We start from the raw sequence: 25,906 nt of genomic DNA on the forward strand, positions 1-25,906 counted from the left end.
CTCCGTCAGGCCAGACCCGCCTCCTTCATCTGACGCAGTTCCTTCTTCATCTCGGAGACCTCGTCGCGCAGTCGGGCCGCGACCTCGAACTGGAGGTCCGCCGCGGCCGCCCGCATCCGCGCCGTCATCTCCTCGATCTGCTCGGCGAGTTCGGCCGCCGGGCGGTCGGTCGGGACCGTCGCGTCGGCCTTCCCCTTCGCGGACCTGGTCGTTTTCGCGCCCTTGGCCGCCTTGCCGCCGAGAGAGGGCACCGGCGCCTTGGTGCCTCCGCCGTCCTTCTTCGCCCGGTATCCAGAACCCAGCAGCTGCTCGGTGTCGACCTCTTCGCGCGCGATCTGCGCGACGATGTCGTTGATCTTCTTGCGGAGCGGCTGCGGGTCGATGCCCCGCTCCGTGTTGTAGGCGATCTGCTTCTCCCGGCGGCGGTTGGTCTCCTCGATGGCCCGCTCCATGCCCGGGGTGATCTTGTCCGCGTACATGTGGACCTGGCCGGAGACATTGCGCGCGGCGCGGCCGATGGTCTGGATCAGCGAGGTGCCGGAGCGCAGGAAGCCCTCCTTGTCGGCGTCGAGGATCGCCACCAGGGACACCTCCGGCAGGTCGAGGCCCTCCCGCAGGAGGTTGATGCCGACCAGCACGTCGAACTCGCCGGCCCTCAGTTCGCGCAGCAGCTCGATGCGGCGCAGGGTGTCGACGTCGCTGTGCAGATAGCGCACCTGGATGCCGAGTTCCAGGAAGTAGTCGGTGAGGTCCTCGGACATCTTCTTGGTGAGGGTGGTGACCAGGACGCGCTCGTCCTTCTCGACGCGCGTGCGGATCTCGTGCACCAGGTCGTCGATCTGGCCCTCGGTGGGCTTGACGACGATCTCGGGGTCGATGAGGCCGGTGGGACGGATGATCTGCTCGACGACGCCGTCTCCGCGCGAGAGTTCGTACTTGCCGGGCGTCGCCGACAGGTAGACGGTCTGCCCGATGCGCTCCTGGAACTCCTCCCACTTCAGCGGACGGTTGTCCAGGGCGGAGGGCAGCCGGAAGCCGTGGTCGACGAGGGTGCGCTTGCGGGAGGCGTCGCCCTCGTACATGGCGCCGATCTGCGGGACGGTGACATGCGACTCGTCGATGACGAGCAGGAAGTCGTCGGGGAAGTAGTCGAGCAGGGTGTTCGGCGGGGAGCCGGGCAGGCGGCCGTCGAAGTGCATCGAGTAGTTCTCCACGCCCGAGCAGCTGCCGATCTGGCGGAGCATCTCGAGGTCGTACGTGGTGCGCATGCGCAGGCGCTGTGCCTCGAGAAGTCTGCCCTGCTTCTCGAGTTCGGCGAGGCGCTCGCCCAGCTCCTTCTCGATGTCGTTGACCGCGCGCTCCAGGCGCTCAGGGCCGGCGACGTAGTGGGTGGCGGGGAAGACGTACAGTTGTTCGTCGTCGCTGATGATCTCGCCGGTGAGCGGGTGGAGGGTCGACAGGGCCTCGATCTCGTCGCCGAACATCTCGATGCGGACGGCGAGTTCCTCGTAGACGGGGAAGATCTCGATGGTGTCGCCGCGGACGCGGAAGGTGCCGCGGGTGAAGGCCGTGTCGTTGCGCGTGTACTGGATGTCCACGAAGCGGCGCAGCAGCTGGTCGCGGTCGATCTCCTCGCCCACCTTGAGCGTGACCATGCGGTCCACGTACTCCTGCGGGGTACCGAGGCCGTAGATGCAGGAGACCGAGGCGACCACGATGACGTCGCGGCGGGTCAGCAGCGAGTTGGTCGCGGAGTGGCGCAGGCGCTCGACCTCCTCGTTGATCGAGGAGTCCTTCTCGATGTAGGTGTCCGACTGCGGGACGTACGCCTCGGGCTGGTAGTAGTCGTAGTACGAGACGAAGTACTCGACCGCGTTGTTCGGCAGAAGCTCGCGGAACTCGTTGGCCAGCTGGGCGGCCAGCGTCTTGTTCGGCGCCATCACGAGCGTGGGGCGCTGGAGCTTCTCGATCATCCACGCGGTGGTGGCGGACTTGCCGGTGCCGGTCGCACCCAGGAGGACGACGTCCTTCTCACCGGCCTCGACGCGCTTGGCCAGCTCGGCGATGGCCGCCGGCTGGTCACCGCTGGGCTGGTAGGGGCTGACGACCTCGAAAGGCGCCACCGTACGTTCGATGTGGGAAACGGGCCGCATGCCATCCACCGTACGACCCGCCACTGACAATGCGGTCCGATCAGCGGTTCTGCGGCGTCCGGCTCTCATGGAGGACCACCTTGCGGCGGGTGCGGAGCCTGGCCGCGCCGCCCGGTCGGGCGGGGTGCGGGTGGGCCGGGACGCCGGGCTTGCGCCGGGCGGGGGTCCGGTCCGGCTTGCCCATGACCATGAGCGGGTCGAACACCATCACGACGCCGGCGAGGCTGAGGAAGGCGAGCGGGCCGATCAGCATGGGCGCGACGAGACCCGCGGGCGAGTCGCCGGCGGACGGCGAGCCCGTGGTGTGCAGATGGACGCTGAGGGCGGCCATGCCCGTGTAGTGCATGCCGGTGACGGCCAGTCCCATGACGAGACTGGCGCCCACGCTCCACAGGAAGCCCCTGACCTGCCCGGCGGCCCACAGCGCGGCGGTGGCGGCGGCCATCGCGATGGCCACGGAGACGCTGACGGTGAGGGTGTTGTACTCGAACTTGCCGTCGAAGCGCATGCCGGCCATGCCCAGGTAGTGCATCGACGCGATGCCGAGACCGGTGATGGTGCCTCCGGTGAACAGCGCGGTGCCGGTCGCTCCCTGGTAGCCGACGATGAAGATGCCGAGGCCCACCATGACGACGGCGACGCCGAGGCTGGCGTAGGTCATGGGCTTGTCGTAGTGGATCGGGGCGCCCGCCACGGTGAAGCCCATCATGGCGACGAAGTGCATGGTCCAGATGCCGGAGCCGATCGCGGCCGCGCCGAGGGCGAGCCATCCGGGGCGCCAGGAGTGGGCGACCAGCAGTGCTCTGGTGGTGCAGCGCAGGCCGAGGGCACCGCCGAGGCAGGCCATGAGGTAGGCCACCAGCGGTGTGACGAGTCCGTAGCTGAATCCGTCGACCGTGCCGTGCATGCGCGGTTGCCCTTCCGCCCTGTTGCTGGAATGCCTGGAGCGCGCCCCGTACCCAGGACCGCGCGAGCGGTCAGGGTTGACGCGAAGCAGTATGACCGCCACCGGAATGGTCGAACGATTATCCGGCAAAGAAACACGGTCTTGCCTCAATGTGCGGCATCGGTGAGCGGTGCCGCACGTCAACCTTCGTCGTGTGATCCTCCGGCACGCGCCCGCCGATGACGCTGTGCTGTCAGAGTGGTGCTGTAAGTCACCGGCTGATGCGAGGAGTACGCATGCACGCGCGCGCAGTCGCCGCGACGACCACCGCTCTGGTGGGAGTCGTCGCGCTCCTGCTCCCCGTCCACGACGCCCGGGCGGGCATCGTCGGCAAGCCCTCGGTGATCGCCCACCGGGGCGCTTCCGCGCAGGCGCCCGAGAACACCCTGGCGGCCGTCGACGCGGCCGCGGACCTGGGCGTTCGCTGGGTGGAGAACGACGTCCAGCGCACCAAGGACGGCGAACTCGTGGTGATCCACGACGACGGTCTGGACCGGACCACCGACGTCGAGGAGGTCTTTCCCGGGCGGGCGCCGTGGAAGGTGAAGGACTTCACGGCGGCAGAGATCGCGCGACTCGACGCGGGCAGCTGGTTCGGCCCCGCGTACGCGGGCGCGCGCGTACCGACGCTTCCGGAGTACCTCCGCCGTGTCGAGTATCACGACCAGAAACTGCTGCTGGAGCTGAAGAACCCGGAGTCGTATCCGGGGATCGAACGGGACACCCTCGAGGTGCTCGCCGACGAGGGGTGGCTGGACCGGGAGCATCTCGCCGGCCGGCTGGTCGTGCAGAGCTTCAGCGCCGGCAGTCTGCGGACCGTCCACGACCTGGAGCCGTCGGTCACGACCGGCCTCCTGGGCAAGCCGCCGGTACGGGATCTCTCCGGGTACGCGACGTTCACCGACCTGATCAATCCCTCGTACGTGTCCCTCTCCCCGGAGTACGTCTCCGCCGTGCACGCGGTCGAAGGGCCGCACGGTGCCCTGTTGAAGGTCTTCGTCTGGACCGTGGACGACGCGGCGGCGGCCAGGACGATGGCCGACTACGGCGTCGACGGCATCATCACCGACAAGCCGGACGTGGTGGCGCGAGCGCTGTACTGGGACTGATCCCGCGTCGTGCCCGCCGTCGGGCCGGGGCGTTGTCAGTGGCAGGTCGTACGGTGGGCGCATGGACAGCCATGGGCAGTACGAGCAGCAGGTCGTGTGGGCCGTCGTCGGCACCGGCATCGGCCCGCTGCTGCTCGCCGCGACCCGTGAGGGCCTGGTCAATGTCGTGTTCCACGCCGACGAAGCGGTGCGGGAGAGGGCGCTCGACCGCCTCGCGGACCGGCTGGGCGCCGAGCCGGTCGAGTCACCCGGATCACCGTTGCTGTCCGAGGCGATACACCAGGTCGGCGACTACTTCGCCGGCGAGCGGCGCGACTTCGAGCTGCCCCTGGACTGGTCGTTGATAACCGGTTTCAACCGGCAGGTCCTTCGCGAGCTGACCACCGTCCCGTACGGCGCGGTCGTCGGCTACGGCGATCTCGCCAAGCGTGTGGGCCAGCCCGGTGCGGCGCAGGCGGTCGGGGCGGCGATGGGCTCCAATCCGCTGCCGGTCGTCGTGCCCTGTCACCGAGTGGTGGAGAGCGACGGCGGGATCGGCGGTTTCGGCGGCGGCCTGGAGGCCAAGCGCAGGCTGCTCGCTCTGGAGGGCGTCCTGCCGGAGCCGCTGTTCTGAGCGGCTGAACGGGCATCTGGGCAGGCGGCACGCCAGGGGGGAGACTGCGCCGGTGACCACCCACCACAGGCCTCGGCACGACCGGGTCCATGCCACCCGCACCCCGTGTGCCTCCAGCCGTGGCGCCGCGCTCCACGCGGGCCGCCGCCCGGCCCGGTGTACGCCGTGACCGCCGTCGAGCGATCCCCCGTCGCGCCCGTCACCGCGGCCGGCCTGCCCGCCCTCCGCCGCCGTACGACGGCCGTGCTGGTCGTCGGCCAGATCCTCGGCGGGCTCGGTGTCTCGACGGGCCTCGCGCTGGGCACGGTGCTGGCGCAGCGGGTCAGCGGCACCGAGGCGCTGGCCGGTCTCGCCCCGACCGCGACCGTCGCCGGCACGGCCGTGCTGTCGATGCCGATGGCCGCGCTGATGTCGGCCCGGGGGCGCCGGCCTGGTCTGGTGCTGGGCTACCTGGTGGGCGCGCTGGGTGCCGTCGTCGTGGTGGTGGCCGCGCGCATGGGGAACTTCCCGCTGCTGTTGGGCGGTATGGCCGCGTTCGGCGGGGCATCGTCGGCGAACCTGCAGGCCCGGTTCGCGGCGGCCGATCTGGCCGAACCGCAGCGGCGGGCGCGGGCCATCTCCCTGGTCGTGTGGGCGACCACGGTCGGCGCGGTGCTGGGCCCCAACATCGCGGCTCCCGCCGGCCGTAGCGTCTCCGGGCTCGGGATACCGGAGGCGGCGGGGCCGTTCCTGTGGGCGGCCGGCACGTTCCTGATATCGGGGGTCGTGGTGGCCGTACTGCTGCGCCCGGACCCGCTGCTGACGGCTCGGGCCCTCGCGCCGGAGGACGAGCGGTCCGCCGAGGCGCGTTCACTGCGCGCCGGGCTGGCCGCGGTCGCCGCCTCGCCCCACGCGCGGCTCGCGCTCGTGACGGTGGCCGTGTCGCACACGGCGATGGTCTCGGTGATGTCGATGACCCCGGTCGACCTCGCCCGTCACGGGGCGGGCATCGATCTGATCGGGCTGGTCATCAGCGGGCACATCGCGGGCATGTACGCGTTCTCGCCCTTGATGGGGAGGCTGGCGGACCGGGTGGGGCGGCTGTCCGTGACGGGGCTCGCGGCGGGGCTGCTGGCCTGCGGGATGTTCCTGGCGGGGACGGCGGGCGACAGCCATGGGCAGACCGCCGCCGGCCTCTTCGTGCTGGGCCTCGGCTGGTCGGCCGGGCTGGTGTCGGGTTCGGCCCTGCTGACGGACGCCGTGCCGCAGGCCGCCCGGGCCGCCGCCCAGGGCCTGTCCGACCTCACGATGAACACCTCGGCGGGCCTCGGCGGGGCGGTCGCCGGGCTGGTGGTCGCCAAGGCGGGCTACGCATGGCTGAACGCCGCCGCGGCATGCCTGCTCCTGCCCCTGGCGGCGTTGGTCCTGTTCACGGGGGCCAGGGCACGACGGGTTCGGCCGACGGGGCACGGCGAGGCGGCGCCGGCCCACCGGTGCCCACGTCAGTCGTAGTGCCTGATCTCGACGATGTTGCCGTCCGGGTCGCGGAAGTAGCAGCTGCGGGTGGCCTCGCCACGGGCGCCGAAGGAGCCGTACGAGACGTCCGAGACGGGGACGGCGTGCTCGGCCAGGCGGGTGCGCAGGGCGTCGAAGGCGGTCCGGGACAGGGCGAGGCAGATGTGGTTCACGGGGTGTCCGGCGCTGTCGGCCGCCCCGGGGAGCATCGTCATGCCCTTCACCATGGTCAGCGGCATGAGGTCGAGGAGGGTCCCGTCGTCGACCCGGACGGAGGGGAAGGGCTCCTCGCCCGCGGCGAAAGCGGCGAGCCGGACGGGCGCCAGGCCGACGACGTTCTCGTAGAAGTCGGCCGCGGCGAGCGGGTCGCGCGCCCACAGGACGACGTGGTCGAGGCGAGGCGGGATGTCGGTCATGCCGTCAAGGCTGGTGTCGTCCCCCACAGGGCGCAAGGGTTTGGCCCGGCGTGCCGCCCGCCAGAGATGAGGGAGGACCGACGGACAGGAGGCGGGCGCGTGGTGCTGGTGGTGTCGGAGGAGGTACGGGAGGCGATCGAGGCGCGTCGACCGGTGGTGGCACTGGAGTCGACGATCATCGCCCACGGCCTGCCACGCCCGCGCAACCTGCGGGTGGCGCGGGAGCTGGAGGCGGTGGTGCGCGAGGAGGGCGCCGTACCGGCGACGGTCGCCGTGCTGGACGGGCGCCCCCGTGTCGGCCTCGACGAGGAGCAGTTGGAGCGGGTCGCCCATGAGGACGGGATCCGCAAGCTGGGCCATCGTGACCTGCCGCTCGCGGTCGCCTCGAGGGCGAGCGGGGCGACGACGGTGTCGGCGACCGCGCTGCTCGCGGCGCTGGCCGGGGTGCGGGTGTTCGCGACGGGCGGGCTCGGTGGGGTGCACCGGGAGTGGACGGTCACCCAGGACGAGTCGGCCGATCTGGGTCTGCTGGCGCGTACCCGGATCACGGTGGTGTGCGCGGGGGTGAAGTCGATCCTGGACGTGCCGGCGACGCTTCAGCGGTTGGAGACGCTGGGTGTCGCCGTCGCCGGGTACCGCACGGGACGCTTCCCCGGCTTCTACCTGTCCGACTCCGGGCATCCGGTGGACTGGACTCTGGAGAGTCCCGGTCAGGTGGCGGACGTGATGCGGGCTCAGGACTCGCTGGGGGTACCGGAGTCGGCGCTGATCGTCGCGAACCCGGTTCCGATGGAGGATCAGTTGGATCCGGCGCTGCACGCGCGTGTGCTCGCGGAGGCGCTGGACGCCTGTGCGGCGGAGAAGGTCACGGGCCAGGCCGTCACGCCGTTCCTCCTCGACCACCTGGTCCGCCACACGGACGGTGCCTCACTGAGCGCCAACCTGGCGGCGGTGCGCGGCAACGTCCGGCTGGCGGCGCGGATCGCCTCGGCGTGGACCGGGGAGTGACGGGCGAGGCGAGCAAGGTGAAGCACGGCTCCGACGGCTCCGGGACAGGGACGGCTACGGATCCGGCTCCGGCGTCGGTCCTCGGGCGGCGACGGCGGCAGGGCGGGGCGCTGCTGGTCGTCGGGGATGTCGTCACGGACGTCGTCGCGCGCCACCGGGGGCCGCTGGCCTCGGGGACGGACACGGCCGCGGTGGTCCGGACCCTGCCGGGCGGTGCGGGCGCCAACGTGGCGTGCTGGGCGGCGCACCGGGGCTGTGCCGACGTACGGCTGCTCGGTCGGGTGGGTGCGGAGGCGGCGGCCTGGCACGGACGGGAGCTGGCGGCCTCCGGCGTACGGCCCCTGCTCGTGGTGGATCCCGAGGCGCCGACCGGGACGGTGATCTGTCTGGTCGACACGGAGGCCGCGGCCGAGCGGACGTTCCTCACCGACAGCGGCGCCTCGCTGCGGCTCGACCCGGCCGACTGGTCGGAGGCGATGCTCGACGGGGTCGCCCGGCTCCATCTGTCGGGCTACCTGCTGTTCTCCGCGTCGGGGCGGGCGCTGGTGCGGGCGGCGTTGGCGTCGGCACGCGCGCGTGGGGTGCCGGTGAGTCTGGATCCGGCGTCGGCGGGTTTCCTGGCCGAGCTGGGCGCCGACCGGTTCCTGGCTCTGGTGCGGGGCGTGGACCTGCTGCTGCCCAGCCGGGACGAGGCGTGTCTGCTGACCGGAGCGGCCGACGGAGCGGACGCGGCCGCCGACCTCAGCCGCAGCGTGCCGCTGGTGGTGGCGAAGCAGGGTGCGGCCGGAGCCGTGGTGGCCCGGGACGGCGCCGTGGTCGCGCGCGTCCCCGCCGTCCCGGCCACACCGAGGGACACCACGGGCGCGGGCGACGCCTTCACGGGCGCGTTCCTCGCCGCCCTGCTCGCGGGTGCCGAGCCCGCGCGGGCCGCGGTCGAGGGGTGCCGGGCCGGCGCGCTGGCGGTGGAGCGGGTGGGCGGCCGGCCTCCGACGACCACGGGGGCGGAGGCGACGACCCCCGCGCGATGACGGCACGGCGCCGCGGGTCGTACGCCGAGGGGGGACGGCCGCCCGGTCGGCACTGTCGGCACTGTCGGCACTGTCGGCACTGTCGGCACTGTCGGCACTGTCGGCAGGAGCCAACACCGGGGGACACGCGGTAAGTCACGAAGGGGACGCGGCCGGCACCGCGGACGGCGTCGAACACCGGCCGACACACGCAGAGTTGCGACGACGACACGGCCGACGCTGCGGACGGCGGCGGACACCGGCGGACAGGACAGGAGTCAAGACACACACGCAGCCGACACCGCCGACCACACCTCGCCACCACTGCCGATGAGGCGCGCCGGGGCGGAAGTCGGCGGCGGGGCCACACCGCCCTCAATGCCCGGCAAGGCCCGGTCGCGACGGGAGTCGGAGGCGATGACCGCTGCTCGCCGGGTCGGCCGAGGCGCGGTGGCCCGCCCACCTCATGCTTTCCTCCCCCATGCCGAGATCAGTGGTGCCGTCGCGAGGTCCATGTCGCCGGAGGCGACGTTGGCGAGGTGGCGGTCGATGTCCTCGTCGGTCGCGATGCCGGCGGTCACGAGTTCGGCGCGGATCTGGCGGACCGTCGCGGACTCCAGGGCGGCGCAGGCCGGCGAGGTGAGCGGGAAGTAGGCGTCGGCCTCCACACCGTTCAGTCCTGCCTCGCGAAGCAGGCGTGGGAGCCTGCGGCCGTAGGACAGATCGGCGCCGCGGTCGGCCAGGAGTGCGCGGAAGCCCTGCCGCAGGCGGTTCGCCAACCGCTGCTCCGGGCCGTGCTCGTCGGGGCAGAGCAGCGGCTGGAGGGCCGGGTCCGCGTCCTCCAGGAGGAGCCGTCCGCCCGGCCGCAGGGCTCCGACCATGGAGCGCAGCGCCCGTTCCCGCTCGGGCACATGGACGAGGACGAGCCGTGCGTGGATCAGGTCGAAGCCCTCGTCGGGCGGTTCCTCGGCACCGACGTCGTGCACCCGTACCTCGACCGGCGGGCGCGCGGCCCCGGTCAGTCGGGAGGTGTCGATGTCGGTGGCGACGACCTTGCCGGTGGGGCCGACCTTCTTCGCCAGCCAGGACACCACCGAGGTGCCGCCCGCGCCGACCTCCCAGCAGCGCCACCCCGGGCCCACGCCCAGCCCTTCGATGTGCCGGAACGTCGTGGGATCGAAGAGGGTGGCGAACGCGTCGAAACGCTCCCCCGCCTCGGTCCGCTGGTTGTCCAGGAGGTAGCGGTCGCTGCGCGTCATACGGGGAAGCATCCCAGTTCTCCCGACGGCCGAGGCGGACCGCACGGCCTGGTCGCGGTGGCCGGGGACGGTACTGGCAGGGTGGAGACGACGAAGCTAGTGCGTCTCCGGGGCAGACCCCCGTTCACCTTGTCCACAGGCGGGAACCAAGCGGAACGTCCCCTTTCCACAGGCTTGCCCACGGTCTGCGCGAGCCTGGCAGACTGGCGCGCCAGAGCGTGGAGGTCACGCACGGGGAACCACAGAAGGAGGTCGGGATGACCATGGCGGGGAATCTGCGGAAGGTCACCGGCCTGGGCGGGGTCGTCGGTCTGCGCGGGGTCGGCGGTCTGCGCGGGGTGGCGCGTCTGGCCCGTCGTCGGGCGCGGGTCGATCTGAGCCATCCGGCGCGGTCGCCGTTGGGGTCGTCGGTGGTGAACTGCGTGACCTACCGCGAGGGCTCGCGCGTTCCGGTCGGCGGCGATCTGGTGCGCACCGTGGAGTTGGTGCGCAAGAGCGGACACGGATTCGTCTGGCTCGGCCTCCACGAGCCGACGAACGCGGAGTTCGCGGGCATCGCCGACCTCTTCGACCTGCACCCGCTGGCGGTCGAGGACGCGGTGGAGGCCCATCAGCGCCCGAAGGTGGAGCGGTACGGCGAGACGTTGTTCGCGGTGTTCAAGACGGTCTGTTACGTCGAGCACGAGCAGCTCACGGCGACGAGCGAGGTGGTCGACACCGGCGAGATCATGGTGTTCGTGGGCCCGGACTTCGTCATCACCGTGCGCCATGGGAGGCACGGCTCGCTGGGCCCGCTGCGCGAGGAACTGGAGTCCGATCCCGGTCAGCTCGCCAAGGGACCGTCGGCGGTGCTGCACGCGGTCGCGGACCACGTGATCGACGACTACCTCGACGTCGTCGACGCCGTCCAGGGCGACATCGACCAGGTGGAGACGGACGTCTTCGCGGAGAACGGCGCGCGGGCCGACCCCGGTCGCATCTACCAGCTCAAGCGCGAACTGCTGGAGCTGAAGCGGGCGGTGGTGCCGCTGAGCCGGCCGCTCCAGGATCTCGCGACCAGGCCGATGCGGGTGGTCGACCCCGAGATACAGGCCTACTTCCGGGACGTCTCCGACCATCTCCTGCGCGCGACGGAACAGATCGCGGCCTTCGACGAACTGCTCAACTCGATTCTGCAGGCGCACCTCGCACAGGTCACCGTCGCGCAGAACGAGGACATGCGGAAGATCACCGCCTGGGCCGCGATCGTCGCCGTGCCGACGATGATCTGCGGGGTCTACGGCATGAACTTCGCACACATGCCGGAGCTGCACTGGAAGTACGGCTACGGCATGGCCATCGGGCTGATAACCCTCGCCTGCCTGTCCCTGTACCGCGGCTTCCGGCGCAACGGCTGGCTCTGAGGCGGCGCCTGCGGGCGGTCGGCACGTGTCAGGAGCGGGGGCGCCGGTCCTGGTGTCTGGTGTGGACGCTCTAGGCCCCGGCGGCCACCTGGCCGTCCGACCGGCATGGTGTGCCTCCCGGCAGGGGACGGTCGGCGCGGCACGGTGTACGTCACTGTCCTGGCGCGCCCCGCACTCGTGCCCCCACACCCCCTTCTCGCCGGGCCGGTCACCGACCGCAGGTCCGGCGGTGTGCGGAAGGCGGCCGTGGGAGCCGGCAGGAGGCGGTCGGACCGAGTCGGCAGGCGGGGAGCGTCGGGCCGCGCCAGGCGGGGGCGGGTGCGGCGCGGCGCCCATCAGGGAGGAGGCCGGGGCGGCCGGGGGTCAGGCCGAGAACCCGACGACCTTCCGTGGCACGACGCGGATGATCAGGCGCACCTCGTCGTCCTTCTCGGCCGGCGGGTCGATGCCGAGGTACTTGTGCGACAGCTCGTGCGGCAGGCGTTTGTCGCCGTCGGGGAGGATCTCGGCGGTGCCGCGGATCTCCACGGACGTGTAGGGGTTGGCGAGGTCGAAGACCGAGAGGCTGATGCGGGGGTCGCGGCGGAGGTTGCGCACCTTCTGGCGTCCGTCGGTGGACGAGAACAGGACGGTGTCGCCCTCGCGTTTGATCCAGACGACCGAGTTCTGGGGAGCCCCGTCGGGGCCGAGGGTGGCGACGGACGCGAAGTTCCTGCCGTCCAGCAGGGTGCGGACCGAGGCGTCCAGGGAGACAGGGGCGCTGGAGGAGTTCGTCATGGCAGCACTCTAGTTTCATGCATGTGCATTAAAAAGGGGCGCGGTGAAAGGGTTACGGATCAGTGGTGGATCACCCGTTCCACGCCGGATGTCGCGGATCGTCCGCGCGGACGAGCACGTCCGCCGCGGCCGCCGGACCGGTCTCCTGGTCGTAGCGCTCGAAGGCGGGCAGCGTCCACCGGTCCGCTTCGGCGGTGCGCCGGCGCAGGGCGGGCGCGGAGAGGAGGACATGGACGGTCAGATCGAAGGGGAACCAGTGCCGCAGCAGAAAGGGTCCGTGCAGCAACAGAACGCCGCCGGGTGGCAGTTGGACGTAGGGGCTGCGGGTGGCGCGGTCGGTGACCGGGTCCCACAGATCGGGCAGGATCCGTCCGTCGCCGCCGGGTTCGAGAGGGCCGAACACCTCACGCCACAGGGCACCGGTGTCGAACCAGCCGTCGTAGTAGGCCTCGACATCATGATGGCCGTACTCCAGACGCACCGAGGCAGGGCGCAGGAAACCCCGGGTGTCGACGACACGGGAGGGGCGGCCCCGTATCCGCAGCGCCTCGGCGACGCGTTCGGCGAGGTCTCCGGGGCGGGCCGCCGGGGCGCCGTCGAAGGCGACCCGCGGCCAGGGACCGCCGTCCTCCGGCTTCAGGTCGAGCAGGCGGTCGGCGAGGTGGTCGCCGAGCCGTTCCCAGGTGATCGCTTCGAGTCGCACACGGCCATCATGCGACAGGTGCCGGTCCGGACGCGTCACGGGCTCGGGGCCGGTGGTCGCCCCGGAGGGGACCGGCGGGCGTGTTCCGGTTCGGCATGGTGATCGCGTGGTGCCGCGTGGCTCGGGAGGGGGAATGCAGCCGGTATGCAGGTCCTCTCAACTCCACCGCCTCGTGGCGGGCTTGTCGTGATCCAGCCGTCGCGGCAGCGGCACTGTGCCGGATGTCGGCGTGGGCCGCTGCCGATGCTGGTCGTCGAGGACGGCGCGCCGCGCTGCCTCGGCTGCGCGGACCTGGGGCATCTGGTGTTCCTGCCGCGCGGTGACACGGCGCTCACCCGCAGGGCGCGGGAAGAGAGCCCGCTCTCGGTGGTCGTCGTCCGGTTCAACCGCCGCAGGGGGCGCTACGAACGTCAGGGCGTCCTCGTCGAGGAGGCGGGGCTGGTGCGGGCGGAGGCACGATGCCTGGCCGACGTGGAGGCGCGCAGACGACGCCGGGTGCGGGACGCCCGGCGGCGGGCGGCACAGGACGCGCGGTTCGCGGAGGCGTTCGCGGCGGAGATCCTGCGGTTGTTTCCCGGCTGCCCGCAGGACCGGGCCGCCGCGATCGCCGCGCACGCGTCGGTGCGGGGCAGCGGACGGGTGGGGCGCAGTGCCGCAGGGCGGGCGTTGTCCGAGGGTGCGGTGGTCTCGGCGGTCGCGGCGTCCGTACGGCATCTGGACACTTCGTACGACGGGTTGTTGATGAGCGGGGTGCCGCGGCGGGAGGCGCGACGGCGGATCGCGGCGGGCGTGGAGGCGGTGCTGGGCGGGTGGGGGTGGGAGGCGGGGATCGGAGCCGCCGGTCGTTGAGACAGGGGGCGCCGCCGCGCCGGGTCATCGGCACCACGCCGGACCGGTGGCGGCACGCCAGGCCGGTGGCACCACGCCAGGCCGGTGGCACCACGCCAGGCCGGTGGCACCACGCCAGGCCGGTGGCACCACGCCGGGTCGGCTGCACCACGCCGGGTCGGCTGCACCGCTCCGGGTCGGTGGCTCCTCCCCCGACCCGCTCTGGACGTTCGCGTATGCCCCCGAGGCTCTCGGCGATGGTGGCGGTCGGCGCGGGGCACTTCACTGGTGTGGACGGACGAAGCGGACGGGTGCCCGCGGGGCGTTGGGGAGGACGACATGATCGAGGGACCGTATGCCGTACTGGCGGTGCTCGGGGTGCTCGGCACCGGGCTGGTGGCGGGGGTCTTCTGCGGGTTCTCGACCTTCGTGATGAGGGGGCTGGCCGCGCTGCCGCCGGCGCAGGGCGTCGCCGCGATGAAGGCGATCAACGTGACGGCGGTGACGCCGGCGTTCATGCTCCTGTTCGTCGGCACGGCGGCGCTCTGCGCGGTGATCGCGGTGGTGACGTTCGTGCTGTGGCCTGACGAGGGGGCGGTGGAGTTGCTGCTGGGCAGCGCGCTGTATCTGTTCGGCTCGTTCGCGGTGACCATGTTCGCGAACGTGCCCCGCAACAACGCGCTGGCCAGGCTGGCGCCGGGCACCGCGGAGGCGGCCTCCTACTGGCCGACCTACGTGCGTGAGTGGACGGTCTGGAACCACGTCCGCACGGTTGCCTCGACCGCCGCGGCGCTCGCCTATGTGCTGGCTCTGACGTGACGGTCGGCGTATGGCCGGGCACGCCCGCAGCAAGCGCTGTCCCGTGCTCTGCGCGGAGTGCGGAGGGGACGTATCGTGGCGGGAAGAGTGCCGCCCGATGACGCACGGCCCCGTCGAAAGCGCACGCAAGGAAGACGGCCATGGCCGATCCCAAGGGATTCATGACCACGCCCCGCCAGGACTGGCCGCGCCGGCCGGTCGGGGAGCGGGTCCGCGACTGGGACGAGGTGTACGTTCCCGGGGCGCTCCTCCCCGTCATCAGCGGACAGGCCGACCGCTGCATGGACTGCGGCGTCCCCTTCTGCCACGACGCCTGCCCGCTCGGCAATCTGATCCCCGACTGGAACGACCTGGTCTCCCGTGAGGACTGGCGGGCGGCGAGCGACCGGCTGCACGCGACGAACAACTTCCCGGAGTTCACCGGGCTGTTGTGTCCGGCGCCGTGCGAGGCCGGGTGCGTGCTCGCCATCAACCAGCCGGCCGTCACCATCAAGAACATCGAGGCCGCGATCGCCGACCGGGCCTGGACGGACGGACTCACCCCGCCCCGGCCGCCGGACCGGTTGTCCGGCCGCACCGTTGCGGTGATCGGCTCCGGACCCACCGGACTGGCCGCCGCCCAGCAGCTGACGCGGGCCGGGCACACCGTCGCCGTCTACGAGAAGGACGACCGGATCGGCGGGCTCATGCGGTACGGCATCCCCGAGTTCAAAATGGAGAAACGGCATCTGGAGCGCCGGATCGAGCAGATGCGGGCGGAGGGCACGAAGTTCCGTACGTCGACCACGATCGGGCGGGACGTGACGGCCGACGATCTGCGGACGCGCTACGACGCCGTGGTGATCGCCACCGGGTCGACCGAGTGGCGGGAACTGCACGTACCGGGTCGGGAGTTGACCGGCATCCAGCAGGCGATGGAGTACCTGCCGCTGGCCAACCGGGTGTGCGAGGGCGATCTGGAGCGGTCCCCGATGTCCGCCGCGGGCAAGCACGTGGTCATCGTGGGCGGCGGCGACACGGGCGCGGACTGCCTGGGCACGGCGATCCGTGAGGGTGCCGCGTCCGTGACCCAGCTGGACATCTACGCCCAGCCGGGCGCGGAGCGCGACGAGGACGCCAATCCCTGGCCGACGTACCCGAAGATCTACCGGCTGTCCGCCGCGCACGAGGAAGCGCGCGACCTGGGAGTCGCGCCGGCGGCGGATGCGGACGCGCGCCTGTTCGCGGCGTCCACCCTCCGCTTCACGGGCGACGAGAACGGGCGCGTCCGGGCGCTGCACCTGGTCGAGGTCGACGCGAAGCGGCGGCCGGTGGAGGGCACCGCGCGGGCACTCCCGGCCGATCTGGTCCTGCTCGCCCTCGGCTTCTCCGGTCCCGACCGGGACGACGGGCTCATCGAGCAGTTGGGGCTGGCGCTGGAGCCGCGCGGCACGATCGCGCGGGACGCGGGCTTCGCGACGAACGTGCCCGGCGTGTTCGCCGCCGGGGACGCCGCACGCGGGCAGTCGCTGATCGTGTGGGCGATCGCCGAGGGACGGGCGGTCGCCGCGGCCGTCGACCGCCACCTCACGGGAAGCTCACGACTGCCGGCACCGGTCGGACCGTACGACCGGCCGATGAGCGTGTAGGAGACGGGCGGCCGGCGCCCCGGCCACCGGTCCACGCACAGCCGGCGACCCCATCGCCAGGCCACGAGGCGCCGGTCCACAGGCGGTCGGTCCACCGGCGGCCGATCCGCCGACATCCGGTCCGCCGGTCCGCCGGTCCGCCGGTCCGCCGGCCACGGGCGACCGGTCCACGGCGACCGATCTCCCGTCATCCGGTCCGCCAGCCCGCCAGCCCGCAAGCCCGCAAGCGACCGGCCGGGCGCCCGGCCGGTCGGTCGATCCACGGCCGATCACCCCGCCGTCCGCCAGGCCACGGCCGACCGATCCGCAGTGGACCGCTCCACGGCGACCGCTGCACGGCCGATCACTCCACGGCCGATCTACTCCACAGCCGACCGGCTCAGCGGCGCTCGTCCGTGCCCGCCACCTTGGCCGTGGCCAGGGCGATCCGGTTCCAGGTGTTGATCGTGCAGATGAGCGCCAGGACCTGGGCGAGTTCCTCGTCGTCGAAACGGGCCGCGGCCTCGGCGTAGACGTCGTCCGGGACCCCTGCGTCGGCCACCAGCGTGACCGCTTCGGTCAGGGCCAGGGCGGCCTGCTCCTTCTCGGTGTAGAAGTGCCGGGCCTCGCGCCAGACGGGGACCAGGTGCAGGCGGTCCTCGCTCTCGCCGGCCTGGCGCGCGTCGTTCGTGTGCATGTGGAGGCAGTACGCGCAGTGGTTGAGGTGGGAGGCGCGGATCTGGATCAGCTCGACGAGGGCGGGATCGAGTCCCTCGCGGGCGGCGGCGTCGAAGCCGACGAGCGCGCGGAACGTCCTACGGGCGGACTTCGCGAGGTCCAGACGGTTCCGGGAGGCTTCGGCGGCGGCGATCGCGGCGGTGGGCAGGGGACGGCTCGTCGTGGGCATCGGGGCGTTCTCGGGGGACAGGGGGGCGCCGTCGGTCGTCCGGGGGGCGATCGTGTTCGTCGTCATGCAGATCAATCTAGGGGCCGGATAGACCTTCTGTAGGGTGCAGTTCCATGGAGGAATCGTGGGTCAATTCCGCTGAGCGGATCGGTGTCGACCTGCATCTGGAGCTGTCCGGTCCGGGCGGGCGGCGGGCCGCGCTGATCCGGGCGCTGCGCGAGGCCGTGCGCGGCGGTCGGCTTCCTCCGGGCACCCGGCTGCCGCCGTACCGTTCGCTCGCCGCCGATCTCGGGGTGGCCCGCAACACGGTGGCCGACGCCTACGCGGAGCTGGTGGCGGAGGGCTGGCTGACGGCTCGGCAGGGGTCGGGGACGCGGGTCGCCGATCGCGCCGAACCCCTGCGACACGCCGTACGGACGCCCGTTGTCGTGCCTCCACGCGCGCGTGGCCCTCGGCACGACCTCCGGCAGGGCAGCCCGGACGCGTCGGCGTTCCCGCGCACGGCCTGGCTGGCCTCCTACCGGCGGGCGCTCCAGCAGGCGCCCCACGAGGTGTTCGGTCCGGGTGATCCCGCCGGGCGCCGCGAGTTGCGGGAGGCGCTCACCGAGTACCTGGCCCGCGCGCGTGGTGTGCGCACCGAGCCCGACCGCATCGTCATCTGCTCCGGCTTCGCGCACGCGCTGCGACTGCTGTTCGGCCAGGGCGGTGGCGGCGTGCTGCGCGGTCCGCTGGCGGTGGAGGCGTACGGGCTGGGGTTCCACCGGGAGTTGCTGGGCGCGGCGGGTGTGCGGACGGCGCCGCTCCCCCTCGACGAGGACGGGGCGCGCGTCGACCTGCTGGGGCGCGAGCGGGGTGTGCTCCTCACTCCCGCGCATCAGTTCCCGACCGGCGGTCCGCTGCACGCGAGCCGCCGGGCCGCCGTGATCGACTGGGCACGCGCGCGTGGCACGGTGGTGTTGGAGGACGACTACGACGGCGAGTTCCGCTACGACCGCAAGCCCGTGGGCGCGCTCCAGAGCCTGGATCCCGAGCACGTGATCCACCTCGGCTCGGTCAGCAAGAGCCTGTCGCCGGCGCTGCGGCTGGGCTGGATGGTGCTGCCGCAGCGGTACGTCGGCGACGTCCTGGCGGCCAAGGGCGACCGGGAGGCCTGGGCGAGCGTCCCGGACCAGCTGGCTCTGGCCGACTTCATCGTCCGCGGAGCCTACGACCGTCATGTGCGGCGTATGCGACAGCGCTACCGGAGGCGCCGGGACCGCCTGGTCGCGGCACTCGCCGCGCACGCGCCGCGCGTCGCGGTCACCGGGGTCGCGGCCGGGCTGCACGTGGTGCTGCGGCTGCCGCCGGGCACCGAGCGGGCCACGGTCGAGGCGGCCGCCCGGCGCGGTGTCGCGCTGGACGGCCTGGCCGGCTTCCGGCACCCGGAGACGGCCATGGAGACGCGGGACGGTCTCGTCGTGGGGTACGCGACGCCGTCCGATCCCGCGTACGGGGCGGCGCTGGACGCACTGTGCGGCCTGCTCCCATAGGGCCGGCGGCCCCGGCCGGCTCCTGGCCCGACCTGCGCACGTCGCCGGCCCGGCTGCGCCCACGGGTCGCCCTGCGTCCGGCCAATGGTTGCGTGTGGGGGGCTTCACGCGTGCGTGAAGCCCCCCACGACCACACGTCTACGGCTTGCGTGCCACCGCCCCGTAGCCGGGGATGACGCCGTCCTCCTGCCCCGGTACCGGCTCGCCGAGTTCGGGGTGCCACTCGGGCACCACCGCGACACCGGGTTCGACGAGTTCCAGCCCGTCGAAGAAGCGGCCGAACTCCTCGCGGGAGCGCAGTGCCAGCGTGACGCCGACCGCCTTCAGCTTGGCCGTGGCCGCCGCGGACTCCTCCGGGGTGAAGTCGGCGGTGGCGTGGGTCATCATCAGGCAGCTGCCCGAGGGGAGTTCGGCGAGCAGCCGGTCGACCAGTTCGTGGGCCCCGTCCTCGTCGGAGACGAAGTGCAGCAGCGCGATCAGGGACAGCGCCACGGGTCGCTCGAAGTCCAGGATCTTCCTGGCACCCTCGATGATGGCGGCCGGGTCACGCACGTCCGCCTGGAGGTACTCGGTGACGCCCTCGGGCGTGCTGCGCAGCAGCGCGGCGGCGTGGGCCAGGACGATCGGGTCGTTGTCGCAGTAGACGACGCGGGCGTCGGGCGCGACCTGCTGGGCGACCTGGTGCAGGTTCGGCTCGGTCGGGATGCCCGTGCCGATGTCCAGGAACTGCCGCACGCCGTTGCCCGCGAGCCAGCGCGTGGCACGGTGCATGAACGCCCGGTTGACTCTGGCCATGACCGGGACGCGGGGATCGAGCGCCAGCATCTGCCGGCCCATCGCCTCGTCCACGGGGTAGTTGTCCTTGCCGCCGAGGTACCAGTCGTACATCCGCGCGGGATGGGGCTTGCTGGTGTCGATCTCGAAGGTGCCGGTGGGGTCCTGCCCGGTCATGAGGAACTCCATGAACATGTGACACGAATAATGATCAAGTCAGTACCAAGATAAGGAAGTCGAACAAGCAATGCGCAGGAAGAAGGAACAGGTGGGTGGGTTCAGGACACCAGGAAGTCCGCCTCTCCTGCCTTCGCTCCCTCGATGAAGGCCGTCATCTCGTCGGAGGTGTAGATCAGCGCCGGACCGTCGGGGTCGGTGGACTGGCGGACGGCGATCCGGCCGTCGGCGAGCTTCATGGCCTCCAGGCAGTTGCCTCCGTTGCCGCCGCTCCACGGCTTGTGCCAGCCCTCGCTGCCCAGTTCCCCCGCGGGCATGCCGTTGTAGATCCGCTGAGCGCGGCCACGCGGCCTGGTCGGGGACTTGATGCGATCCATTCACAGCTCCTTGCGGAGATCCCGGAGGATCTCCTTCGTGCGATGTGCCGTGGCGGCCTGCGCCGCCATGCGGTCCATGACCTCGAGATGGGTCGCCACCTCGGTGCGCGCGTCCAGGTAGACGGCGCCGGTCAGGTACTCGCTGTAGACCATGTCCGGAAGTTCGGGCATGGCGAATCGGAACAGCACGAAGGGCCCGTACGTGCCGGGGTGCGGCCCCGAGGAGAACGGGGCGACCTGAAGGGTCACGTTCGGCAGCTTCGTGGCGTCGAGCAGTTTGTCGATCTGCGCGCGCATCACCTCCGGGCCGCCCACCGGGCGGCGCAGCACGGTCTCGTCCATGACGACCCACAGCCGGGGCGCGTCCTCACGGGTGAGCAGCCCCTGGCGTTGCATGCGCAGGTCGACGTGGCGCTCGATGTCCTCGGGCCTGGTCTGGCCGATGGCTCCGGACCGCAGCACCCCGCGCGCGTAGTCCTCGGTCTGCAGCAGGCCGGGCACGAAGTGCGGCTCGTACTGGCGGATCAGGGCGGCCGCGCCCTCCAGGCTGACGTGCATCGAGAACCAGCCGGGCAGGACGTCGTGGAAACGCTGCCACCAGCCGGGTCTGTTGGCCTCCTCGGCGAGCTGGACGAAGCCCTCGGCCTCCGTCTCGGTGACGCCGTAGGCCTTCAGCAGCAGCTGGAGGTACGGGATCTTGAGCGAGACCTCGGCCATCTCCATACGGCGGACGGTGGCGGGCGCGACACGGAGGATCCGGGCGGCCTCCTCGCGCTTGAGCCCGGCGCGCTCCCGCAGGTCCAGCAGGCGCCGGCCGAGGACCACCTGTCCCACCGTCGGCGCGGACCGCGGTTCGCTCACGCTCCACCTCCACCCAGATCCGACCGATGGGCCGCTCGGCCCGGTCGGCCGGTCACGAAAAGAATCCCGACAGCCCAGCGGCGCCACGTGAAGACCTGATTCGAAGATGCGTACGAATAACTACGGATCTCCGGTGATCCCAACTGGCGCCGTCCGACGTGCTGTTGCGAGCAGTGTGCCACGGCCCTTCACGGCGTCACACAGCACTCTGCATTTTTCAGAGTGACACTTGCCAAGTGTTCATGGCGGGGCGATAGTGGCAAGCGTGATTCCGTCCGCGCCCTTAGGAACAGACGCCGCAGGCCACCCCCAGGGTCTCGGTGCCGCCCCGGGAGCCGGCCCTGACCAGGCCGCTGCCGAGCGTCGGTTCCGATTCGAGCTGGCCGCACATCCGGGCTCCCCTGCCCAGGCCAGACGCCTGGCTCGGGCCCGGCTGACCGGCTGGTCGGTGTGCGAGGACACCTGCGACACGGCTGCCCTGGTCATATCCGAGCTGGTCACCAACGCCATCGTGCACACCGCGAGCGGTGTCGTCGTCTGCGAGCTGTACGACGGCGACGACCTCGTGCGCATAGCCGTGCGCGACGAAGGCTGCGCGCCAGGCGAGCCGCATCCCTCACCGCAGCGACCCGACGAAGAACACGGGCGGGGCCTGTTTCTCGTCGACGCCCTCTGTCAGTCCTGGGGCGCACAGGAACACGGTCCCGGACTGCTGGTCTGGGCCGACCTGCCTCGCCGGGCGGAGCCCACGTCCTGCGCGGCCTCCCCCGAGCGACACGACGACCTCGGCGCGTCCCACCCGGACTCCCCCGAGCGACACGACGACCTCCCCGCCTCGGTCGCCGATCATCCGGCGACCGCGCCCCCGGCCCCCGCGCCGCGCGCCGACCTCGGCTGGGGCGCCCGCCCGAAGCCGGGCCCGGCCGACGGATCGGACGACGAGGGTGAGACCCCCGCCGAGCAGGGCGACCAGGCGGACGCGGCGCACCGTGGCCCCGGACCCGCCGAGCCGACGTACCGGGCGCACCCCACGGAAGGCCACACGGGGGCCCGTGCCCCCGGCCACCCGTACCGGCCCCACCACACCCCGGCCACCGACGGCCGTGCCGACCTCCGGTCGAGCGGCCCTCTCGGCCGGCTCCCGCGGCTGTCCGACGGCCCGCTGTCCCGAGTGGCGCCGCAGTGGCACCGTGGCCCGGGAACCGGCGGGCCCTCGACACCGGCCGACCACACCGACCACGCCCTCGACATGACGAGCGCGGTGCCCTCCTCGCGCCCGCACCCCGTCGCGGACCCCCTGGGCCTCCCAGCGCGCGACCGGGACACGGCGTGAACGCCGCCCCCGGCCGGATAGGGGTGCTCACCCTGGACACGCTCGTCCGCCTGAGCCGCGGCCCCACTGAGGGGGCCCCGCGGGCCGCGCACCGGCTCACGGTCCCGGAGGGCATGACGGCGCCGCTTGGCTGTGACGCCGTCGCCGTCCCCGCGCGGCTGGGCTCGCTGGCCCTGCCCCGCCTCCCGCGCGTGGGCTGCGTGTACGCCGACGAGGCGCACTGGTGGTGGCTGGTCCCCTCGGACTCCGACTACGCCCTGGACTGGCCCGCCCCCGCCCGGTACGCCACGGGTGCGATCGTGCCGGACGCGCCGCAGGTCCCCGGCCTCATCCACCGGCCGGACGGCACCCTGCCGTACACCCCGCCGATCCCCCTCTATCTGACCCTGTGCCGCCTCACGGACACCCAGCCCACCTGGTCACGGCCGATCAGCGCGTGACGCGCGCCACCGCGCTCGGTGCACGATCCCGATCGACTCCTCCCGCACCGACGGCGCACGCCCGCGCGCGGCGCCCGGCACCCTTCCGCGCCCTGCCCTCCGGCGGTTCCGCCCGCGATAGTGGCCGTGCGTCCACGATCGGGGGAGGCCGAGGGTGCGGAAGCCGCCGGAACACAAGGATGACGACGAACGCGACGTGTCGGAGTCGGAGCGCCTGCTCTTCGGGGGCCCCCTCCGCTACGACATGGGCTGGAACCAGCACCAGGACGCCTTCCTGGAGCTGAATCTCCGCGCCATGGTGACCCGGCTGCCGTCCCTGCTGTCCGCCAGTCTGCGCCTGGCCCGGCAGGCCGATCCGCAAGCGGCCCGGATCGTGGTCGCCGCCGAGCTGGGCCGGGGCGTGGCGCAGGCGGTGAGCCTGCTCGCGGTCAACACGGTGCTGGGCCGGCTCATCGCCGGCGGCCCCATCGAGGACCGGCTGCGCGGCGCGGCGCCCGCACTGGCCGTCGTGAGCGCCGTCCTGCTTCTGTCGGCCGTGCTGCGGGCCGCGTCGACCTACGCCACCGGGCGTCTTGAGCCCAAGGTGGAGCGGGTGGCGACCGAGCAGTACCTGGAGCGGGCGGCCGCCGTGGAACTGGCCGCGATCGAGGACCACGCCTTCCACAAGCTGCTGGACACCGCGCAGTACGGCGCCCGGTCCAGCCGGTACATGATCAGTCACGGCACGCGCGTGGTGAACGCGACGATCTCCCTGATCGCGGCCGCCGGAGTGCTGACCGTCCTGCACCCGCTGCTGCTGCCCCTGCTGGCCACGATGACGCTGCCGAGCGCCTGGAGCGCCCTGACGAACGCGCGGCGCCGGTACGAGTCCTTCCACACCTGGGTGCAGCACGCGCGCGCGGGCCATCTGCTCGCCGGCCTGCTCACCGAACCGGCGGCGGCGCCCGAGATCCGCGTCCACGGAGTCGGCCCCTTCCTGCTGCGGCACTTCCGGGCGATGTCGGAGACCGCGGAGGCGGAGCAGGCCCGCCTGGCCCGGCTCGCCGCCCGCACCGGCCTCTTCGCGGCGGCCTGGACGGGCCTGGCCACCCTGGCGACGTACGCCACGCTCGGCGGTCTGCTGCTCACCGGGACGATGGCGCTGGCGGTGGCCGGTACGGCCGTCATCGCGATCCGCGGCGGGTCGGCGAGCCTGAACACGCTGGTCGTGGAGGTCAACCAGCTCCATGAGGAGGCGCTGTTCGTGGGCGATCTGCAACGCCTGTACGTCGAGGCGGCCGAACGGGCGATCCCGGAGGGCGGCAGCGCCCTGCCGGAGGATCCGCGGGAGATCCGCTTCGAGAACGTCTCCTTCGGCTATCCGGGCGAGTCGGCCCGGCCCGCTCTGGACGACGTGACGCTCACCCTGCCGCTCGGCCGGATCATCGCGCTCGTCGGGGAGAACGGTTCCGGCAAGACGACCCTGGTGAAGCTGCTGGCGGGGCTGTACCGGCCGGACGGGGGGCGGATTCTGTGGGACGGCGTGGACGCGGCCGACGCCGACCGGCGCCGGCTGGCGGAGCGCGTCGCGATGGTGGCCCAGGACTTCAAACGGTGGCCGTTCACGGCCCGTGTCAACGTGGCCATCGGCCGTTCATCGGAGCCGCTGACGGACGAGCGGCTGGCCGACGCCGTCGGTGAGGCGGGCGCGGAGGAGGTGGTGGCGGATCTGCCGCGCGGCCTGGACACTCTGCTGGCCCGCCACTTCAGCGGCGGGCACGAACTGTCCGGCGGTCAGTGGCAGCGGCTGGGCATCGCGCGGGCGGCGTACCGGCGCGGACGCATCCTGATCGTGGACGAGCCGACCGCGGCCCTGGACGCGCGGGCCGAGCTGGAGGTCTTCGAGAAGATCCGCGCGCTGGCCGACGGCGGCCAGACGGTCGTACTGATCACGCACCGGCTGGCGTCGGTCCGGCACGCGGACCTGGTGCACGTGCTGGACCAGGGCCGGCTCGTGGAGTCCGGAACCCCGGGGGAGCTGCTGGCCAAGGGCGGGGTGTACGCGGAGCTGTACGCGCTTCAGGCGGAGCAGTTCACCAGCCCGTCGACGGGCCCGGTGCCCGCGTCGAGGGCGGGCTGACCGCGGCGTCGGTCGGTGGCCGAGGACGGGCTGACCGCGGCGTCAGTCGGTGGCCTCGCCGCCGCGGACGACCACCAGGAACGTGTCGGTCGCGAGGTCCATGACAACCTCGGCGGCCAGTCCCTCCATGCGCCGCGCCCGCGCGAACTCCTCCGCGGGCCACGACCCGCGCGGCCCGCCCGCGGGAAAGCGTTCGAGCACTGTTCGCCCGTTCACCATCTCGCACACCTCCGATAAGCGTTGTACCTGTAGGAGTTAACGCTGTCGGAAGGTGGAACGCCTCGGGCAGTGACCCGACTGAGACGTAGTTGACACAAGTTCAACGCGGAGCGTGAGGATCCGGTCACCTTCTGAACGCTTCAGCTACTGTCCGCGTCAGAATTCGTACTCATCGTGATAGCGAACGGGTGCGCCACCCGCGGGCGCGCCGAGGCCCGACGCCCGACCCTTCGGCTCCTCCCACCCCTCCTGCCGCCCGAGGGCCGTCAGGTCGAGGAGGCTGGTGGCCGAGCCCAGCCCGTCGAGACCTCGCCCATGCGTCGAGTAGGTGTGGAAGACGCGGTCGCCGTCCCGCAGGAAGCAACTGAGGCCGGACCGCTCCACGAACTGTCCGGATTGTTCCTGAGTGACCTCGAAGTCATGGTTGAAGCCGTTGTCGTGCGAGGAGTACCAGGGCAGCATCCACCCCATGCGCGCCTTGAACGGCAGGATCCTCGGGAAGGGCGCCCGGGAGACCACGACGAACGACGTGCCGCGGGCCTTCAGATGGGCGAGGTGGCCGACCTGGTCGAGAAAGGCCGAGCAGCCGCGGCAGCCCGCCTCCCATTCGGGCGCGAACATGAAGTGGTGGACGACGAGTTGGGGGCGTCCGTCGAAGAGGTCCAGCAGGGTCGCCTTGCCGTCGCCGCCGTCGAAGACGTACTCCTCGGCGATCTCGACCATCGGCAGTCCGCGTCGCTCGGCGCTCAGCTCGTCCCGCGCGCGTGTCACCGCCTTCTCCTTGGCCAGCAGTTCCTCGCGCGCGGTGCGCCATCGTTCGCGCGAGACGATCTCCGGAAGCGACATGGGCCCCTCCTGTGCAGCGGTGCGTTCCGGGTGGTGACCGGTGCCGCCCACGGAAATCATCGCTGCCGCACGACTTTCTTCGTTCCGGCTCCCCAGGCGTCGCACGCCGCGGAACTCATCGCTGCCGCACGACTCTCGTGATCCCGCTCCCCAGGTGTCGCACGCCTGGATACGCCGGCCGG

Annotated in this window: 24 protein-coding genes and 1 pseudogene; 13 read left to right on the forward strand and 12 right to left on the reverse strand. The window is 72.2% G+C overall.

Features of this window, described 5'->3' with window-relative positions; translation table 11 throughout:
* Positions 1-5: 5 nt before the first annotated feature.
* Together uvrB and ACFYO5_RS00905 are read right to left on the reverse strand one after the other, a co-directional pair.
* On the reverse strand, positions 6-2,153 hold the full coding sequence (gene uvrB / locus ACFYO5_RS00900) for an excinuclease ABC subunit UvrB (RefSeq protein ID WP_388702691.1): 2,148 nt from the start codon (positions 2,151-2,153) through the stop codon (positions 6-8).
* A 40-nt stretch (positions 2,154-2,193) separates the two neighbouring features.
* A complete protein-coding gene (locus tag ACFYO5_RS00905; protein WP_388702694.1) occupies positions 2,194-3,060 on the reverse strand; it encodes an MHYT domain-containing protein in 867 nt (288 codons plus the stop codon).
* Positions 3,061-3,335: 275 nt separating this feature from the next.
* Here ACFYO5_RS00905 and ACFYO5_RS00910 point away from each other — a divergent pair, with 275 nt between their 5' ends.
* The 3 genes from ACFYO5_RS00910 to ACFYO5_RS00920 all read left to right on the forward strand — a co-directional run bounded on the left by ACFYO5_RS00910 (position 3,336) and on the right by ACFYO5_RS00920 (position 6,312).
* Positions 3,336-4,208: a glycerophosphodiester phosphodiesterase gene (locus tag ACFYO5_RS00910; protein WP_388702697.1), complete on the forward strand. Its 873-nt coding sequence runs from the start codon at positions 3,336-3,338 to the stop codon at positions 4,206-4,208.
* Positions 4,209-4,269: 61 nt separating this feature from the next.
* Complete coding sequence (locus ACFYO5_RS00915; protein WP_388702700.1) at positions 4,270-4,821, forward strand: methylated-DNA--[protein]-cysteine S-methyltransferase; 552 nt, start codon at positions 4,270-4,272, stop codon at positions 4,819-4,821.
* 165 nt (positions 4,822-4,986) lie between these two features.
* On the forward strand, positions 4,987-6,312 hold the full coding sequence (locus tag ACFYO5_RS00920) for an MFS transporter (protein WP_388702703.1): 1,326 nt from the start codon (positions 4,987-4,989) through the stop codon (positions 6,310-6,312).
* Here ACFYO5_RS00920 and ACFYO5_RS00925 read toward each other — a convergent pair.
* Entirely contained in the window at positions 6,303-6,731 is a 429-nt protein-coding gene (locus tag ACFYO5_RS00925) for a VOC family protein (protein ID WP_356569206.1), read from the reverse strand. The two genes, ACFYO5_RS00920 and ACFYO5_RS00925, sit on opposite strands and share 10 nt — an antisense overlap.
* 102 nt (positions 6,732-6,833) lie before the next feature.
* Between ACFYO5_RS00925 and ACFYO5_RS00930 the strand changes: the two genes are divergently transcribed.
* Both ACFYO5_RS00930 and ACFYO5_RS00935 read left to right on the forward strand, forming a co-directional pair.
* On the forward strand, positions 6,834-7,739 hold the full coding sequence (locus ACFYO5_RS00930; RefSeq protein ID WP_388704670.1) for a pseudouridine-5'-phosphate glycosidase: 906 nt from the start codon (positions 6,834-6,836) through the stop codon (positions 7,737-7,739).
* Positions 7,740-7,849: 110 nt separating this feature from the next.
* Positions 7,850-8,767, forward strand: a complete 918-nt coding sequence (locus tag ACFYO5_RS00935; protein WP_388704674.1) for a carbohydrate kinase family protein — start codon at positions 7,850-7,852, stop codon at positions 8,765-8,767.
* A gap of 443 nt (positions 8,768-9,210) precedes the next feature.
* Here ACFYO5_RS00935 and ACFYO5_RS00940 read toward each other — a convergent pair whose 3' ends face one another.
* On the reverse strand, positions 9,211-10,005 hold the full coding sequence (locus ACFYO5_RS00940; RefSeq protein ID WP_388702705.1) for a methyltransferase domain-containing protein: 795 nt from the start codon (positions 10,003-10,005) through the stop codon (positions 9,211-9,213).
* Positions 10,006-10,262: 257 nt separating this feature from the next.
* Between ACFYO5_RS00940 and ACFYO5_RS00945 the strand changes: the two genes are divergently transcribed.
* Positions 10,263-11,408 (forward strand): magnesium and cobalt transport protein CorA, encoded by a 1,146-nt coding sequence (locus ACFYO5_RS00945; RefSeq protein ID WP_388702708.1) that lies wholly within the window; start codon positions 10,263-10,265, stop codon positions 11,406-11,408.
* A 363-nt stretch (positions 11,409-11,771) separates the two neighbouring features.
* Here the strand turns inward: ACFYO5_RS00945 and ACFYO5_RS00950 are convergent, their stop codons facing one another.
* Entirely contained in the window at positions 11,772-12,185 is a 414-nt protein-coding gene (locus ACFYO5_RS00950) for a PPOX class F420-dependent oxidoreductase (RefSeq protein WP_388702709.1), read from the reverse strand.
* Between the two features lie 70 nt (positions 12,186-12,255).
* Complete coding sequence (locus tag ACFYO5_RS00955; RefSeq protein ID WP_388702712.1) at positions 12,256-12,888, reverse strand: uridine kinase; 633 nt, start codon at positions 12,886-12,888, stop codon at positions 12,256-12,258.
* Positions 12,889-13,032: 144 nt separating this feature from the next.
* Here ACFYO5_RS00955 and ACFYO5_RS00960 point away from each other — a divergent pair, with 144 nt between their 5' ends.
* The 3 genes from ACFYO5_RS00960 to ACFYO5_RS00970 all read left to right on the forward strand — a co-directional run bounded on the left by ACFYO5_RS00960 (position 13,033) and on the right by ACFYO5_RS00970 (position 16,163).
* Complete coding sequence (locus ACFYO5_RS00960; protein WP_388702715.1) at positions 13,033-13,737, forward strand: DUF2293 domain-containing protein; 705 nt, start codon at positions 13,033-13,035, stop codon at positions 13,735-13,737.
* A 318-nt stretch (positions 13,738-14,055) separates the two neighbouring features.
* Positions 14,056-14,535, forward strand: coding sequence for a DUF1772 domain-containing protein (locus ACFYO5_RS00965; protein WP_388702718.1), 480 nt, complete (start codon positions 14,056-14,058; stop codon positions 14,533-14,535).
* 140 nt (positions 14,536-14,675) lie between these two features.
* Positions 14,676-16,163 carry a glutamate synthase subunit beta gene (locus tag ACFYO5_RS00970; RefSeq protein WP_388702721.1) on the forward strand — a complete coding sequence of 496 codons (1,488 nt, stop codon included), beginning with the start codon at positions 14,676-14,678 and terminating at the stop codon, positions 16,161-16,163.
* 379 nt (positions 16,164-16,542) lie between these two features.
* Here the strand turns inward: ACFYO5_RS00970 and ACFYO5_RS00975 are convergent, their stop codons facing one another.
* Entirely contained in the window at positions 16,543-17,049 is a 507-nt protein-coding gene (locus tag ACFYO5_RS00975) for a carboxymuconolactone decarboxylase family protein (RefSeq protein WP_388704677.1), read from the reverse strand.
* 113 nt (positions 17,050-17,162) lie between these two features.
* Here ACFYO5_RS00975 and ACFYO5_RS00980 point away from each other — a divergent pair, with 113 nt between their 5' ends.
* Positions 17,163-18,578 carry a PLP-dependent aminotransferase family protein gene (locus tag ACFYO5_RS00980; protein ID WP_388702723.1) on the forward strand — a complete coding sequence of 472 codons (1,416 nt, stop codon included), beginning with the start codon at positions 17,163-17,165 and terminating at the stop codon, positions 18,576-18,578.
* 138 nt (positions 18,579-18,716) lie between these two features.
* Here ACFYO5_RS00980 and ACFYO5_RS00985 read toward each other — a convergent pair whose 3' ends face one another.
* From ACFYO5_RS00985 to ACFYO5_RS00995, 3 genes are all read right to left on the reverse strand, one after another.
* Positions 18,717-19,529 carry an SAM-dependent methyltransferase gene (locus ACFYO5_RS00985; RefSeq protein ID WP_388702726.1) on the reverse strand — a complete coding sequence of 271 codons (813 nt, stop codon included), beginning with the start codon at positions 19,527-19,529 and terminating at the stop codon, positions 18,717-18,719.
* Between the two features lie 101 nt (positions 19,530-19,630).
* Entirely contained in the window at positions 19,631-19,906 is a 276-nt protein-coding gene (locus ACFYO5_RS00990) for a DUF397 domain-containing protein (RefSeq protein ID WP_356569224.1), read from the reverse strand.
* Complete coding sequence (locus tag ACFYO5_RS00995) at positions 19,907-20,767, reverse strand: helix-turn-helix transcriptional regulator (RefSeq protein WP_356569225.1); 861 nt, start codon at positions 20,765-20,767, stop codon at positions 19,907-19,909.
* 256 nt (positions 20,768-21,023) lie between these two features.
* Here ACFYO5_RS00995 and ACFYO5_RS01000 point away from each other — a divergent pair.
* The 3 genes and pseudogenes from ACFYO5_RS01000 to ACFYO5_RS01010 all read left to right on the forward strand — a co-directional run.
* Positions 21,024-21,716, forward strand: a pseudogene (locus ACFYO5_RS01000) (ATP-binding protein); the annotation flags it as partial.
* Between the two features lie 380 nt (positions 21,717-22,096).
* A complete protein-coding gene (locus tag ACFYO5_RS01005) occupies positions 22,097-22,540 on the forward strand; it encodes a hypothetical protein (RefSeq protein WP_388702729.1) in 444 nt (147 codons plus the stop codon).
* 244 nt (positions 22,541-22,784) lie between these two features.
* On the forward strand, positions 22,785-24,659 hold the full coding sequence (locus ACFYO5_RS01010; RefSeq protein ID WP_388704680.1) for an ABC transporter ATP-binding protein: 1,875 nt from the start codon (positions 22,785-22,787) through the stop codon (positions 24,657-24,659).
* Between the two features lie 42 nt (positions 24,660-24,701).
* On the opposite strand, the gene ACFYO5_RS01015 is transcribed toward ACFYO5_RS01010, so the two are convergent.
* Together ACFYO5_RS01015 and ACFYO5_RS01020 are read right to left on the reverse strand one after the other, a co-directional pair.
* Positions 24,702-24,878, reverse strand: coding sequence for a hypothetical protein (locus ACFYO5_RS01015; protein ID WP_356569229.1), 177 nt, complete (start codon positions 24,876-24,878; stop codon positions 24,702-24,704).
* 156 nt (positions 24,879-25,034) lie between these two features.
* On the reverse strand, positions 25,035-25,724 hold the full coding sequence (locus ACFYO5_RS01020; protein WP_388702732.1) for a DUF899 domain-containing protein: 690 nt from the start codon (positions 25,722-25,724) through the stop codon (positions 25,035-25,037).
* Positions 25,725-25,906: the final 182 nt, after the last annotated feature.

The organism is Streptomyces sp. NPDC006259, from assembly GCF_042870975.1.
Lineage (GTDB): Bacteria > Actinomycetota > Actinomycetes > Streptomycetales > Streptomycetaceae > Streptomyces.

Bases quoted from the DNA above. Each gene is read 5' to 3' on its own strand.
- ACFYO5_RS00915 (WP_388702700.1), top strand. From the start codon at position 4,270: ATGGACAGCCATGGGCAGTACGAGCAGCAGGTCGTGTGGGCCGTCGTC.
- ACFYO5_RS00950 (WP_388702709.1), bottom strand. From the start codon at position 12,185: ATGACGAACTCCTCCAGCGCCCCTGTCTCCCTGGACGCCTCGGTCCGC.
- ACFYO5_RS00960 (WP_388702715.1), top strand. From the start codon at position 13,033: ATGCAGGTCCTCTCAACTCCACCGCCTCGTGGCGGGCTTGTCGTGATC.
- ACFYO5_RS00985 (WP_388702726.1), bottom strand. From the start codon at position 19,529: ATGACCGGGCAGGACCCCACCGGCACCTTCGAGATCGACACCAGCAAG.
- ACFYO5_RS00910 (WP_388702697.1), top strand. From the start codon at position 3,336: ATGCACGCGCGCGCAGTCGCCGCGACGACCACCGCTCTGGTGGGAGTC.
- uvrB (WP_388702691.1), bottom strand. From the start codon at position 2,153: ATGCGGCCCGTTTCCCACATCGAACGTACGGTGGCGCCTTTCGAGGTC.
- ACFYO5_RS01020 (WP_388702732.1), bottom strand. From the start codon at position 25,724: ATGTCGCTTCCGGAGATCGTCTCGCGCGAACGATGGCGCACCGCGCGC.
- ACFYO5_RS01010 (WP_388704680.1), top strand. From the start codon at position 22,785: ATGGGCTGGAACCAGCACCAGGACGCCTTCCTGGAGCTGAATCTCCGC.
- ACFYO5_RS00940 (WP_388702705.1), bottom strand. From the start codon at position 10,005: ATGACGCGCAGCGACCGCTACCTCCTGGACAACCAGCGGACCGAGGCG.
- ACFYO5_RS00990 (WP_356569224.1), bottom strand. From the start codon at position 19,906: ATGGATCGCATCAAGTCCCCGACCAGGCCGCGTGGCCGCGCTCAGCGG.
- ACFYO5_RS00905 (WP_388702694.1), bottom strand. From the start codon at position 3,060: ATGCACGGCACGGTCGACGGATTCAGCTACGGACTCGTCACACCGCTG.
- ACFYO5_RS00970 (WP_388702721.1), top strand. From the start codon at position 14,676: ATGGCCGATCCCAAGGGATTCATGACCACGCCCCGCCAGGACTGGCCG.
- ACFYO5_RS00975 (WP_388704677.1), bottom strand. From the start codon at position 17,049: ATGCCCACGACGAGCCGTCCCCTGCCCACCGCCGCGATCGCCGCCGCC.
- ACFYO5_RS00980 (WP_388702723.1), top strand. From the start codon at position 17,163: ATGGAGGAATCGTGGGTCAATTCCGCTGAGCGGATCGGTGTCGACCTG.
- ACFYO5_RS00925 (WP_356569206.1), bottom strand. From the start codon at position 6,731: ATGACCGACATCCCGCCTCGCCTCGACCACGTCGTCCTGTGGGCGCGC.
- ACFYO5_RS00945 (WP_388702708.1), top strand. From the start codon at position 10,263: ATGACCATGGCGGGGAATCTGCGGAAGGTCACCGGCCTGGGCGGGGTC.
- ACFYO5_RS00965 (WP_388702718.1), top strand. From the start codon at position 14,056: ATGATCGAGGGACCGTATGCCGTACTGGCGGTGCTCGGGGTGCTCGGC.
- ACFYO5_RS01015 (WP_356569229.1), bottom strand. From the start codon at position 24,878: ATGGTGAACGGGCGAACAGTGCTCGAACGCTTTCCCGCGGGCGGGCCG.